9 protein-coding genes and 1 pseudogene are annotated in these 14,745 nt (G+C 41.5%); 2 read left to right on the plus strand and 8 right to left on the minus strand.

Annotation, left to right across the window (positions count from 1 at the left end):
* The first annotated feature begins 28 nt into the window (after window positions 1-28).
* On the plus strand, window positions 29-2,335 hold the full coding sequence (locus HZA08_11185; protein ID MBI5193986.1) for a PAS domain S-box protein: 2,307 nt from the start codon (window positions 29-31) through the stop codon (window positions 2,333-2,335).
* Window positions 2,335-3,186: a monofunctional biosynthetic peptidoglycan transglycosylase gene (gene mtgA / locus HZA08_11190; protein MBI5193987.1), complete on the plus strand. Its 852-nt coding sequence runs from the start codon at window positions 2,335-2,337 to the stop codon at window positions 3,184-3,186. Before HZA08_11185 ends, mtgA begins: the two co-directional genes overlap by 1 nt.
* On the opposite strand, the gene HZA08_11195 is transcribed toward mtgA, so the two are convergent.
* The 8 genes and pseudogenes from HZA08_11195 to HZA08_11230 all read right to left on the minus strand — a co-directional run bounded on the left by HZA08_11195 (window position 3,155) and on the right by HZA08_11230 (window position 14,624).
* On the minus strand, window positions 3,155-3,511 hold the full coding sequence (locus HZA08_11195) for a hypothetical protein (GenBank protein ID MBI5193988.1): 357 nt from the start codon (window positions 3,509-3,511) through the stop codon (window positions 3,155-3,157). The genes mtgA and HZA08_11195 overlap by 32 nt on opposite strands.
* Window positions 3,512-3,660: 149 nt before the next feature.
* Window positions 3,661-6,825, minus strand: coding sequence for a hypothetical protein (locus HZA08_11200; protein MBI5193989.1), 3,165 nt, complete (start codon window positions 6,823-6,825; stop codon window positions 3,661-3,663).
* 72 nt (window positions 6,826-6,897) lie between these two features.
* Window positions 6,898-7,476 (minus strand): pilus assembly PilX N-terminal domain-containing protein, encoded by a 579-nt coding sequence (locus HZA08_11205; GenBank protein MBI5193990.1) that lies wholly within the window; start codon window positions 7,474-7,476, stop codon window positions 6,898-6,900.
* 9 nt (window positions 7,477-7,485) lie between these two features.
* A complete protein-coding gene (locus HZA08_11210; protein ID MBI5193991.1) occupies window positions 7,486-8,316 on the minus strand; it encodes a prepilin-type N-terminal cleavage/methylation domain-containing protein in 831 nt (276 codons plus the stop codon).
* Window positions 8,317-8,626: 310 nt separating this feature from the next.
* Window positions 8,627-8,722, minus strand: a pseudogene (locus HZA08_11215) (prepilin-type N-terminal cleavage/methylation domain-containing protein).
* 174 nt (window positions 8,723-8,896) lie between these two features.
* Complete coding sequence (locus tag HZA08_11220) at window positions 8,897-10,315, minus strand: HD-GYP domain-containing protein (GenBank protein MBI5193992.1); 1,419 nt, start codon at window positions 10,313-10,315, stop codon at window positions 8,897-8,899.
* Window positions 10,296-12,059, minus strand: coding sequence for a HEAT repeat domain-containing protein (locus tag HZA08_11225; protein ID MBI5193993.1), 1,764 nt, complete (start codon window positions 12,057-12,059; stop codon window positions 10,296-10,298). Before HZA08_11225 ends, HZA08_11220 begins: the two co-directional genes overlap by 20 nt.
* 129 nt (window positions 12,060-12,188) lie before the next feature.
* Complete coding sequence (locus HZA08_11230) at window positions 12,189-14,624, minus strand: homocysteine S-methyltransferase family protein (protein MBI5193994.1); 2,436 nt, start codon at window positions 14,622-14,624, stop codon at window positions 12,189-12,191.
* Window positions 14,625-14,745: the final 121 nt, after the last annotated feature.

Raw genomic sequence — 14,745 nt, forward strand, 5'->3', positions numbered from 1 at the left:
TTTCGCCCGCCAACTTACGGAGGACATCATGGAACACAGAGATAAACCGGAAGACAGCAGGATTGATGAAGACCTTGGATTATTCAAATCCCTTATAGACAAATCCAATGACTACATAGTTATTGTTGACCCTCAGACCGGTAAATTTTTATATATTAATGACAGTTGCTGTGATAAAACCGGATTTACCCGTGAGGAATTTTTATCTTTGAGGGTAATTGATATTGATCCGAATTACCCTGATATTTCAGCATGGAAAGTGCAGGTTGATGAGGACAGAAAGAAAGGAAACATAATAAGAGAAGATATTACAAGGCTCAGGGATGGAACTTTATTACCTGTTGAGCTGAGTGTTCAATTTGTGACTATCGGCAATAAGGAATATCGTGTAACAATATTAAGGGATATTACAAGGCGTAAGGAGCTTGAGAAGGAGCTGCAATTTCATAAAGAACTCTATGAAAATATTGTTGAAACTATTCCGGTTTGTATCCATGTGGTAGATAGAAACTTCATCCTCAGGAGTTGGAATATCAATATGGAAGAATACACCGGTTTGAAAAAAGCTGATGTGATTTGGAAGAACCTGTTCTCTGTAGTACCTGGGATGATAAAAAACAACTGGAATAAGATTTATATACAGGTGCTGACAGATGGTGTCCCTTTTGAAAAAAGCGGCTATAAATATGAAAGAACAATAGGGCCGAAGAAAGGGGAGACAGTATATCAAAATGTAAAGATATACCCTTTGAAAGAAAAGGGGACTGTTACAGGTATTCTCACAGTCCTTGAAGATGTTACAGAACATGTGTTATCTGAAAGAATAAGGATAGAGGAACAGAAACGGATATATAAAGAAACAATAGACAGCCTGCCTGGACTCTTTTATATTGTAAATAAAAATGGCTATCTCACTATGTGGAATAAATATGTAGAGGAGGTCTCAGGTTATAATAAGGATAATGTCGCAGGTATGCATGCCCTTGATTTTTTCCCTGAAGATCAGCAAGACTATATTGGTAAGAAGATCAATGAGGTATTTACAAAAGGACATGCTATCGCAGAGGCCGAGTACTTGTGTAAAGATGGGAGGAAAATTCCACATCTCTTTACAGGCAAGGTTATAACAATAAACAATCAACCTCATATTGTTGGAATGGGGTTAGACATATCTGAGCGGAAGGCAATGAGAGAGGAGCTGCTCAAAGCCCAGAAACTCGAATCTATAGGGGTTCTTGCAGGCGGTATTGCACATGATTTTAATAATATACTTACCGGTATACTCGGGAACATATCCTTAGTAAAGATTTCGATAAATCCTGCAGATGAGATTTACAAGAGGTTAAGTGAGGCTGAAAAGGCTGTGCATATAGCACAGAACCTTACCATGCAATTATTGACATTTTCACGCGGTGGTGCTCCTGTTAAAAAGCTGATTTACTTAACAGGGGTTATAAGACATTCTGCAGAACTTGCATTAAGAGGGGCAAAATCACGCTGTGAGTACACGATACCTGATGACCTTCTGCCTGTTGAAGCAGATGAAGGCCAGATTAGTCAGGTTATAAATAATATTATCATAAATGCGGACCAGGCCATGCCGAATGGCGGCATTATAAAAGTAATATGCTCTAATATAACAGTCGGCCCATCTGATTCCCTGCCCCTTACAGAAGGGAGCTATATAAAAGTTTCAATAGAAGACACAGGTATCGGCATACAGGAAGAGCACATCAAAAGTATATTCGATCCATATTTTACTACCAAGAAAAAGGGGAGCGGCCTGGGCCTTGCTACATCCTACGCTATAATAAAGAAACATGGCGGTTTAATAACCGTAGAATCAAAGTTAGGGACTGGAACAACCTTTTATATTTATATCCCTGCATCAGATAAAAAAATACCGGAAGAGCCTCAGGATGAAAGTGCAACGGATTTGCTGCATGGGCAAGGGAAAATACTATTAATGGATGATGAAGAGATTGTCAGGAATATTGCAGGGAGTATGCTTGAATTTCTTGGATATGAAGTTGTGTTTGCACCGGATGGCAATCAAGCCATTGAATTATACAGAAATGCAAAAGTCTCAGGACATCCATTCGATGCAGCAATAATGGATTTAACAATACCTGGAGGTGTCGGCGGCAAAGAGGCTTTAATAAACATGCTTAAGATTGACCCTGAAGTCAGGGCTATAGTTTCAAGCGGCTATTCTGATGACCCTGTTTTGTCTGAGTTCAGGAGATATGGATTCAAGGGAATGCTTACAAAGCCTTACAAGATTTCCGAATTGAGTGCGGCAGTACATGCAGTAATCAACGGTGTTGATACCTGATGAAAAGGATTTTATATTTTGTTATTACCTCTTTGATAATTCTATCAGTATTTTTATGGATAACCTTCCCGGATGTTTCCGCACTTAAAAAGACTAATCCTGAAAAGACCTCAATGATGAAATTAAGAGAGGCTGAATGGACAGTTAAAGGCAGTAAACGTAAAATTTTTCATGCATGGGTACCTTATTCAAGAATCTCCCCTTACCTTGTAAAGGCCGTTATTATTGCTGAAGATGATAAATTCTGGAGGCATGAGGGCTTTGATTATGAGGCTATCCAGAAGGCGCTTGAAAAGGATATCAAGGCAGGTAAATTTAAGGCAGGCGGATCAACTATCAGTCAACAGCTTGCAAAGAATCTTTATCTCACACCAGGTAAGAATCCCATCAGGAAGATAAAAGAGGCATTAATAACATGGAGGCTTGAGAAGGCACTATCTAAGAAAAGGATAATAGAACTTTATCTGAATGTAGTTGAATGGGGGGATGGTGTATTCGGTGCAGAGGCAGCAGCACGGCATCACTTTGGAAAATCTGCCATAGAGCTAACCCCTCTGGAGGCCGCAAGGCTTGCAGTAGTATTGCCGAATCCGAGAAGATTTATCGCATCAGGCGATCAGAATTACGTAAATAAACGTGCAAATGTAATCTATAATATAATGGTTAAACGTGGAATAGTTATACCGGAGTTTGAGGAGTTATCTGCTGAAAGTTCTTCCACAACAGAACCGGCTGTACCGGAGTCAGTGCCAAAGCCCGCCGGCATTGAAGAACCTGTTAAGACAGGAACGCGGGAGTCAGAGCAATCTACTCTTCCTGCTACTCCTCCCCCTCTTCTTCCCGCCCGATAAAAGGGTAATTGTGTTTCTCGCTGTCTTTAATTCTTTTAGGGAGCAGATAAATCTTATTTACAGTAAGGCCAGCCTGTTTTTTTTCGACTACCAGATATACCCACTTGCCGACTTTAATGTCTGATAACTCTATTTCCCTATCTTTATGATCCTTCACCTCGGCATTGTTGCTGATAAGAACCTTCTTTTCATTAACAATCAGATATTGCGGTATACCTTCTGTTGAGCTGATTACCCCCTGGAATGTCTCAGTGTATGTATCTTCTGCCATGACAGGGTTATTGGAGAACACCATCATTAAAGTTAGAAAAAATATGTAAAACATTTTATTCCTCCTGTTCATTTTTTGTTTCTTCACTACTTTTCCAACAAATAACCCCGCCCTCACCCTAACCCTCCCCTTGAAGGGGAGGGAATAAACTTAGCCCCCTCTCCCTCAGGGAGAGGGTTAGGGTGAGGGCGGGGTTTTAGTAGTTACCTCTTCTCCCGCCAATACAATCGTATTGCTGTTTTCCCAAGCTGTACCGGCGGTATATCAAGGCCTCCGCCTACACCTATCAGGGCAGACTCACCGGACTGGCTTATGATTACAACAACGCCTGAGGGGATACCGCTTCCTATTGCCTTAAACCTGTCGGATCTTTTTAGTACTTCTCCCTCTTTACCAAGCGCCCTTGTATTCGTTTCTGAAACATAGCCCGAATCATTTGTTGTATTGTAATTAAATACAGCCTCAAATGTCAGGTAATTTAATGCATAGACGCGTGCTACACCCCTGTTTGGAAGACAAGGGTCTAATGATAATCCCAGATTCGGTGAGAAGGATGTATAGTAGGCAACCTTTGCAAATATAGCCGAAGGAGACAATACCTTCTCACCGGAGTTTAGATTTAGCTTAATATAAAAACCGCTGGAGGTTGATAAATCAGCAAGCAATGAATTTACTTCGCTTGTACTATTCGATTCCTGAAGACGGTCTTCAGTAACATTAATAAGATTGGTCTCTGTCAGAGGTGTTACAATATTACTGTTGTCCTTTATAGCATAAAGTCTGTCAACAGAATCCGTGTTCCTTGGATGTTCCCTGTCTCCTGTTCCAAAATAGAGGACATCATACCCAATCTCCTGAACGAAGTCAGGCGGGTAGAAAATCTTGCGTCCTGTTGATGCATCACTCCCGGGATTGGACCTGAATATAATTTTCCCGGTCCATGATGATGTAATATTGCTTCCAATATCGAACCGCCACAACTGACCGCCGGCATCTCCTACATATAATCTGTCTGCATAACCATTACCGTTGGAATCAATCACGGAAATAGAACTTGGTATTGCATAGGTCATGTCAACCTTTGTACCGGCAGCATCATTTGTAACAGAGGTCGTATAAGAATATTCCCATAATTTTGTACCTGTTAATACATCCACCGCAAATACTGCCCTCCCTTTCATCGGGTCTGTTGTAGTTCTTGGAGCAGCATCTTCATTCAATGTGTCATAACCGCCGCCTATAAAAAAGGCATACTTAACATCACTACCGATAATTACCTTTGCTATTTCAGGTTCAGACCAGCTCTGCCCTAACTCAGTACTTGTCCACACTGAGCCGACCGCAGGGCTTGCGATTGCATTACCAATCCGCCATAAATAAACAGGTGCATCAGGGTCAGTAACATCCAGTGCATAGTATGAACTGCCGCCCCTTCTCTCACCGAATATCAACACTACCTTATCACCGTCAGTATTTGATATGGTACCATTCCCGTTTGCATCATAGATATATAACTTAGGGGATGAATCCACATAAAAAGGATGGGTTGTCCCGCTTGTGAGATTTTTAAGATTGGCAAGCATGTCCGGTGGAATGAAACCCCATAATTCCTCACCTGTACTATCCTCAAACGCATGCATCATGCCGTCATTTGCGCCGACAAATATTACTGAACGTGATGAGGAATAATGTACAACTGAAGGTCTTGAGTGAAGGATGTCGCCTAACAGCCAGTCTCTCTTTGCACTTGGTGTTCCGCTGTATGCATCGTATCCGTGTATAAAATTTATCAGGCTGTTTTTCTCTGTATCATTTGCAAGGTTAACCATGCCGAATGTTAACCCGCCATTTGTTGTCCTGAATGCATTAGAGGCATTTGTAAGGGCAGTAGATATCCCAAGATAGGTATAAATATTCCTTGTTGAAACCCTGTTAAGCAGTACCTCACCCACACCGCCTTCTTCAACCATGCCGCCGTCAGCGCCGCTTGACCAGTGAGATATAGAAGTTTCAAGAAAGTCTCCGTTACTGTCAATGGCAGGTATGTTATTTCTATCCATTACAACACCATTATTAAGGTCAAGTCCATATTTTTTCAGGTTACCTGTCCAGAACGTACTTACATTAGGTTTAAAGAAGCCTATGTAAACCCGGTCCCCGCTGAATGTCTTATTCTCAGGGCTTACAGGGACCACAGGCGCAACAAAGGATGTATTATCCTGTATAATTGTCCCAATAATCTCTGCAAATGCCTCACTAAGGGACTGTGTATTATATGCAGAATAATATGTGCCGCCTCCATTCGCTGCAGTTTCAGTAAGAAGCAGTGTAGCACCGTCATTTGATGCAGGCAGGCCGAATCCTATGGTATAAGTAATTACATTTTGAGTATCGTTAAGGCTTGAACTCATATCATTGTCATGAAGGTACTTTGCCACATCATCGAGGTAATCCGAACCGTCGGCATAATATGACTTTCTGGGGTCTTTGTCAGGTTCAAAACGGTCTCCGTCACAATCACCCTGATTACATATAGTCTTTAATACAGGACTTCTATCAAGAGTGGACATACCGTCCGTCATAAATATAATATAATTTTTCTGGCAGGAATACTGGATTGGAGATGTGTAGTTTGTACCGCTGTTAAAATAACTTGATTGTCCGCTGTAATAACGCATGGATTCAAAAAGCGTTTCAGCAAGCGGTGTCCATGTATCTGCAGTAATCCCATTTACAGCATTTATCAGGTCCTGCCGGTTTGTTCCTGTTGACATATCGAGAATCGGTCTGGCTATATGACCGCCTTCAGAGTTATTAAATATCATTAGACCGAAGTTGACGGAATCTGTAGTCCTTACAAGTTCTGTAATAACACGTTTGGCTATATCAACCTTTGGGGTTGACGGGTCAGTGCCTCCGGTATTACTGACAAGGAAATTTATATAATTGCCTGTAGAGAATGTCCCGCCTGATGTCTTGCAATACCCTGCTGTTGACAGGACACCGGTATACATCCCCTGAGTATTTAAACTGTTGTATGCAACATTACAATGTGCCTGTACATTTGCGAGTGTAGTATGTGGCTGCCAGACCTGTTCAACACCCCTCCATCTGTAGACCCTTGTTGACTCACATGCAACATTACCTCCACCGCCGCAGGCACTTGCAACAGTGTAGGTAACAGCAGGGTTGTAACCTATTGCACTCCGTATTTCATCATTCATACTGCCTGAGTTATCGAATATAATAAGGATGTTAGGTTTTATCTGAGTGGTAGTAAGTCCGTATATTTCCGTATCATCGGCATAGGCCATAATAGCGGGTATGAACAATAACATAATACTTAGTACTAATAACTTTTTTATCATTTTATATACCCCTTATATAATCCCTGTTTTTATACCCTTCACCTCGTACATCAAACCTCTTACATGATTTTTTTATGACTTAGGTAAAATCTTTGCTACACTCTCCTCCTGCGTACTCTGATTACCGGCCTGTGATGTTCCTGTAGCCTCGATAATAAAGTAGTTTGACTGTGTATCTTTGGCGCTGAAACCATAGCCCGGCGGCGGGTTACCGGAAGTCACATAAGTAATAGTACCTGTTGCATCTGTCCCATTTGCTGAAAGGCTGCGTGCAGCAACTATCGGGTGAGGTGATGCGTCATTATCAGGAAAATTCATTGATGTTTTTGTTGTAAAATAATATCCATCCCCTTTAATGTACTCAATTGCCCCCTCTGCTGCATAGAAGGCTTCCTTGTCACTCTTATACCTGCCGGAGGTTGTTAACTCAGTTGTAGAGTTAAATATTGCATATATCCCTAATGTAGTAAGTAATGCAAGGAATACCATTGCTATAACAAGTGCTGTACCTTTTTCATCTGAAAATAACCATTGCTCACCCTCCCCCTGCCCCCCTCCCGTCAAGGGAGGGGGGATAAGCACAGCACCCTCTCCCCCGGCGGGAGAGGGTCCGGGTGAGGGGGACTTTTTTTCTTTATATGAATTAATCATTATCTATCCTCATGGTCTTATGTTTTTTACAGGAACTATTGTTATCATCTCTCTTGGTATCTGCTGGTTGTTTCGTGTTGCCACATTTTTGGTCGTTGCTGCGATTAGGTCTATCCTGATACGTCTTATATCTGACAAGGTCGCAGGTGCACTTGTTTCTGTCTTGTCATTCATAATATAGGAGAGCTGAAAATCATTGACCCCGTCTATGATAACTGACTGTACTGTTCCGTCATTTCGTATCAAATTATTTCTGCCGGTTGTAACATTTGCTGCAACACTGTATGTGATAGTGTTAAACGCCTTAATGGCAAAATCTCCTGTATCTATGCCCGCAGCCGTAGGGTCTGCATTTAAAGATAAGGTATTTGCAACTGTATTTATCGCATTTATAATATATCCCCCGACCAGATTATTATTATACTTGCTGATAATATTTACTGTATTGCCAACAACGAAATCCGTTACAGAGTTAACCTGTATAACATTTCCGGGCTGGGTTACTGTAGATGTCCTTAAATATGTAACAGGCCCCAGGCTGAAGTTTATGCTTATAGTGTCCGGCGCTGCTGCATTCAGAAGGGTGCCGTTCTGAACAAAGGCAATCGGGTTAACCCCTCTTGGAACACCAAGCCCCGCCATCCTTATATCACGTTCCAGCATCTCAAGCGATGTCCTTATGTCTCTTTGAGTTGTTGTTACATCCCTCTGTGCCTCAAATGTCCTGACCTGACCGATAAACAGATTGTAAAGGGAGGTTAGAACAATCCCAAGAATAGCAACAGCAACCATTATTTCTATCAGGGTAAATCCCTTCTGCTGTTCATTGTTCATGTTCATGATAATGTCAGGCCCCCTTCAGTATCCGTGTAAAAATCCTTGTAGTATGAATTAACCTGGAAGTGGGATCGGTCCATGTTGTTGTGAATGTGAGTGTGCTTGTCCCTCTCACCGGTGTATCGTCTACCACTGTATAACTCCTGTTATATGTAATACCCTGAACAACAACAGTACCATCAACGTGCGCCCCGTTACTTAATGCCGATGCGGTTGTATCAAGGGCCTTTAATTCCTCAAGCCTCTGCTGGGCAACTGCGCTTGCAGTACTCATCTTGAACCCGCTCACATTACCCCTGATGGCTGCAATGTGAAGTCCGGCAAGACCGAGGAGTCCCACTGATAAAATAACAAGGGCTATCAATAGCTCAAGGAGAGTGAAACCCTTTTGATTTGACGCATGATTCATTGCAAAACCTCCACAGTGATAAAAATAAAAGCCCTTTAAAAAGAGATTATTGCAATGAAAGTGCCATTATGCAACTAATTGATAGATAAGGATAATAAGTTATGAAAAGGTCTGATTTATATGGAATGGATTACATGGGTATGAAAGGGATTACATAATGGTTGATGCAGATCCCTAAATAAAATATCTGCTCACATCAACCCCATATTTCCTATGGTCAATGGAATGTTTAATTGAAATATCTTTTCGATATGACAGGTCTATTGTATCTCCATCAATCTCATTACCTTGAGAATCTGAAATAAGTTTTATCACAGGGCGTTGTATAGTGTGCGGGTTAGCGCTTGCCTTAACAACAAGGCCGAGTTCATTTGTGTTAAGCAGTACAAGCGTACCTACCGGGTATATACCCACGACGTTAATAAAAATTTTCAGCATGATTGGGTCAAAGGCTGTTCCGCTCTTCTTCATCATAAAAAATAATGCCCTGTCCGGGATAAAAGGAGTGCGGTTGTAAACCCTTGAGGATGTGAGTGCATCATAACAGTCTGTGATACTTGCAATCCTGCCGAAAAGACTGATCCTCCTTGGTGAAAGTAGTTTTGGGTATCCGGATAGGTCGTAGTTTAAATGATGTTCAAAACTTACCATTACCATCTTTATTGCCCGCTCCTGAAGCCCTCTCAGCTTCAGCAGTGTCCTTACGCCGTAAACAGGATGTTTTCTGATCATCTGCCATTCTTCCGCAGTAAAATCAGATGGTTTATTTAATAGGTCAATGGGCATATCTATCTTTCCTATATCATGAAATAGCGTTGCCATCCCGAGGTCGCTCAGCTCCCTTCTGCTGTAACCAAGACGCTGTCCCATGGCAATTGACAGTATGGATACATTAACAGAATGATTATATGTATACTCATCATAAGCCTTTAAGGTAGTAAGTCCGAGTACTGTGGATTCATCCTGAAGCATCAGGTCTACTAATGATTGGATAAGCCTCTTTGCCTTTGACATGTGTGCTGCATTTTTTAACTTTGTGCTTTCCATAATCTCCGAGACAATTGCCAGGGTTTTGAAATAAATATCTTTAGCCATTTCCTGTGTATTCTTTAATTCATGGCCGAATGCCTCTGTCTCTTCTTTTAACATATCAATAGTAATGTTATGTACAGAAGTAGAAGATAATTTGTGGAAGATGTCTTCATAGGTTTCACCTGCAAGGCCCCCCCTCCCCTCTCCCCTAAGGGGAGAGGGTAAGGGTGAGGGGGATGTAGAAATAAATGCATATATAAAGCCTTTAAGTTCATCAGGGGAAAGGTCATAATGGAAGGTAATTGCCCCTATGTTTTTCTTTTTCATCTCTTCTGTTAAATACATAACTGCGAGGAAATTTCCAATATCAACCTTGACCCTTGTGTCATCTATAAACAGATTGTCATGAATCAGCCTAAGGGAAAAAGATTCCCTGCCTTCCATAATAATACTTATGGATTCCATTGTTTTTGTTAAATATGTGCTAATAGCGATATTGGAGCGGTCATGAATAAGCGCTGTCTTAATAAGAATATGCAGGTTATTGAGAAATTCTTTCATGCAAAACCTCCTCACAGATATTTCTTATGCCCCTGTCAGGGTTTGACAATCCTTCTTTTAGTACAGCAATAGATTCAGGTGTTGCCATCTTTTTCAGTGAAATAGCAGCAAGAGTCCGTTGTTCTTCTATCTTTGACTTGCCGAATATCCTTGCACGTCTCATTAACATGTCCCTTAAAATCGGGATGTTCTCCAGTGAACCCAAAGTGCCTAATGTTTCAAACAGCTCCTTTTTTTCAGAGGCATCCTTTACCTCAAAGTCTTCTCCTGTAATAATATTCAATATCGCTGGGACGGCCTTCCTGTATGCGTGGATGGTTATATTTCTTAAGGCAGTAATCCTTACAGTACTGTCTTCATCTTCAAGAAAGTAGATTAATGCATCCTTTGCTTCTTCTTTGTTAATCTCGGAAAATGCATGTACCAGTTCTTTTCTTATCTTAGGATCTTCATGGTCTTTTATCCTCCTGAGATACTTAATTGCATCTGCATTCCCAATCTTACCGAGAACGTACACAACATTTCTGACTAAATACCTGTTGGTGTCGTACAGCCTTTTTATAAGCGGTTCAATATCATCCCCTGCTAATTGTGCAAGTGCATCACAGATAAGACGTCTTATCTTCATCTGTTCAACTGTTCCAGCTATGTTTATTAGTGAATAAACGGCGTTTTTATTGAGCATTGTGAGAAGCGAAAAGACCGGCGAAATATCAATAAGCTTATTTGCATTTATTGACATCAGCAACCGGTTTAAAAAATTTTCATCGCCAAGAGAGTCTACGGCATTCTGTACCTCTCCTGCATGTTCAGGACTGAAGTTGTTTTCCGTAACCGACAGGGTTTTCAAGGTTGTAAGAACCGGTATACTGCGGGAAAAATCACCTGCAAGGACAGAGGATTTGATAGTGTCGGTTATACCATTCACCATCTCAGAGTATATATCAATCGCCTCCTCTATCTGCAGGATATGGAATAGAATATCCTGTAGCTCTGATATAAGGTCCATCCCTTCTTCCATCTCCATTTCCTGCTGTATCTTTTCTATCTCTTCCTGAGTAAGTATGAAGATTTCATGGAAAGGTTTATTGAAAATTGCCTCTATCTCGAGTTCATTACTGCCTGACGTGTGCACAGCCTTAACGGTTGTCTCTTTGGATTCTCTTGATTCCTTCGACATCTCAGCCCGGAACATTCCCTGAAAATTGCTGCCATCTGTGCTGCCTGAAATGTGGGGTTCAGTTTCTGCTGTTGTTGATGCACCTTCTTCCATGTAATCCACTGCGGTATAGTGAATATTTTTAAAGTCTTTTTCCCAGAGCATTGTTACTATATCGTTGTCTTGCCGCTCTTTTTGGTAATTTATAGTTATCACACTGATAAAACCGAGTATCTCATTTTCATCAAGCCCTTCACTAAATCTGATCTCCCTTAATCCATCAATGTATAATTTAAATGCAAGGCTTTCTTCTTTGGAGGTGTTTGAATAAATCACATCGTCATTATAAATTATTTCAAACTGTCTTATCCTTAGAGTGATTTCTCCGTGGAGGGTAAGTGCTGTGGAGAACCTGTCTCTTAATTCATCTAACATCTTTTTTCTGACAGGACTTGATTCAGGATAAATCTTCATGGTCTTTCCTGCCTTTGATATGGACTGGACTAAACCCGATACCTTAACTACATGGTCGGATTCTTCTTTATCTTTATTGTATATAACGGATTCTGATTTAATACTATTCATTTTAATACCCAAATAATGTTAATAGCTGTTCGGATCAAATGAGGAATGTTTATTTCTGAAGTTTAAGAAAGTATATATGTATCTTTTAAAATAATCAAAATGAAATACTCTATCAGGATTTCATCTTTGTCAACCGGCGGTTTTATGCTGAGCTTGTTCCTGCAGCAGGCGCTCGGCTACATTGACCACCTCACCGACATCTTTTGCATAACCGTCTGCACCAATCTCTTCTGCAAATTTCTTAGTGGTAACTGCACCGCCGATCATTATCTTATACGGAAGATTATGTTCATGAACCGTATCTCTGACAACCTTCATCTGCATCATTGTTGTGGTCATAAGGGCAGACAGTCCAATAATATCTGCTTGATACTTTTCAGCAGCAATTAGTATATCCTCACAGGGTATGTTTTTCCCAAGGTCAATCACCTCAAACCCAAAATTCTTTAGCATCATGGAGCATATATTTTTCCCGATGTCGTGTATGTCGCCTTTTACAGTGGCCATGATAATAGTCCCCTTCTTTTCTACTCCTCCCCCTTTTTCAATCATTGGGGCTAATATATCTACACCTTTCTTCATAGCTTCAGCAGAGGCAACAAGATGTGGGATAAACTTCTTTCTCTCTGCAAACAGGTCTCCAAGATGCCTGATGGCAGGGGTCATCACATTAAGGAATATACTGCCGGGTTCAAGCCCCTCTTCGACCCCCTTCTTAACAAGTACGGTTATACTGTCCCTGTCTCCTTCCAAAACTGCATTGTAAATCCTTTCACTGGTACTGCCTTCTGTCTTTTTCTCATCTTTATTAACTGCGGATTCTTCTTTTGCCTTAATCTGCTCCTGTATCGCTATATATCTTCTGCACCCCAGGTCTCTTCCGGCAAAAAGGCTTGATGCAGATACTACATTGTGCATATCAGGGTCATAAGGATTTATTATTGCGGCATCAAGACCGAACCCGATTGCCATACCAAGGAATGTGTTATGAATATGTTTCCTGTTTGGAAGACCGAATGAGACATTGCTGATACCGAGTATGGTTGGACAGCCGAGTTCCTGTTTTATAAGACGTATTGTCTCAAGGGTCTGGACAGATGCCTCCTGTGCAGCAGATACAGTAAGGGCGAGGCAGTCAAATATGATGTCTTCTTTTCTTATCCCATACTTCATAGCCTCTTCAATAATCATCTCTGCATTTTTTAATCTTTCAGATGCCTTTTCAGGAATATCATTACCGGCAAGAAGTGCTACTACAGCGGCACCATATTTTTTTATTATGGGAAACAATGACTCCATACGCTCAGGTTCTGCGTTTACGCTATTTACAAGGGCCTTACCTGCGTATACTTTAAGCCCCTTTTCTATTGCATCAATATTGGAGCTGTCTATAACAAGCGGTAAATCCACAACAGTTTGGATTGATTCTACTGCACGGCCCATATTAACCGGTTCATCAGTCATAGGGACACCTACATTTACATCAAGGGCCGTAGCGCCTGCCTCAAACTCATTTCTGGCCTCTGTAATGATCATGTCCATGCGGCCTTCTTTTATAGCCTCTCCAAAGGCCTTCCTGCCTGTAGGGTTTATCTTCTCGCCAATCTTGAGAAACGGGAAACCGGTGCCTGTATATAATGTCTTTGACCTGCTTGTGATCTTGAGTCCTTTATTCCCCTCCCTGTGAACTGGTTTGTTACCTTTTATCCTTTGTGACAGGAGATGGATATAATCAGGGGTTGTGCCGCAGCAACCGCCGAGTATATTAACCCCTGCATTTACGAATTGTTCTGCAAATGATGCCATCTCTTCAGGTGATTTAGGGAATACAGTTTTTCCTTCAACATTTATCGGGAGTCCGGCATTAGGCTGGGCACAAAGAAAGGTGTCTGTTGTTGATGCCATCTGCGTAACAACTTTTATCATCTCTTCCGGGCCTGTTGAACAATTGGCAGCGATTACATCAACCCCTAATCCTTCCAATACTGCGGCCACTGTTTCAGGGGATGAACCTGTATCTGTTAGTCCATCCTGTGTAAAAGTTACTGAGGCAAGCACAGGGATATTCTTTGCAGACATTTTTGCAGCAATAACAGCCGCCCTTATCTCAATCAGGTCAAACATTGTTTCTATCACAATCAAATCGCATCCTGATTTTACAAGCACCTCAATTTGTTCAGCGAAAATACCTACAGCGTCATCAAATGATAATTCACCAAGCGGGTATACTGTTGCCCCGCAAGGCCCAATATCCCCTGCAACGTAACCCTTGTCTCCAATGGCCTTCCTGGCCATTTGTACTGCTGCTTCATTGATCTCTTTTAACCTGTTTTCAGCATCATATTCAGCAAGGCGGAGACGGGATGCCCCGAAGGTGTTTGTCAGAATAATATTGCTGCCTGCTTTAACATATTCCCTGTGTATATCGAATATCACATCCGGTTTTTCCATGTTCCACAGGTCAGGTGCATACCCCGGCGGAAGCCCCCTCAACTGGAGCATCGCCCCCATTGAGCCGTCAAGCAATAAGACCTCATTCTTTAAACGATCAAGTAATTTATTCATCCGAAAATCACCCCCCATGCCCCCCCTTGAAAAAAGGGGGGGATTGCCGTTGGCCATTGAGAACCTTTCCCCCCCTTAACAAGGGGGGGCTTGGGGGGGTGATTTTCATCCTCATTTGTGA

This window comes from Nitrospirota bacterium (assembly GCA_016212215.1).
GTDB lineage: Bacteria > Nitrospirota > 9FT-COMBO-42-15 > HDB-SIOI813 > HDB-SIOI813 > JACRGV01.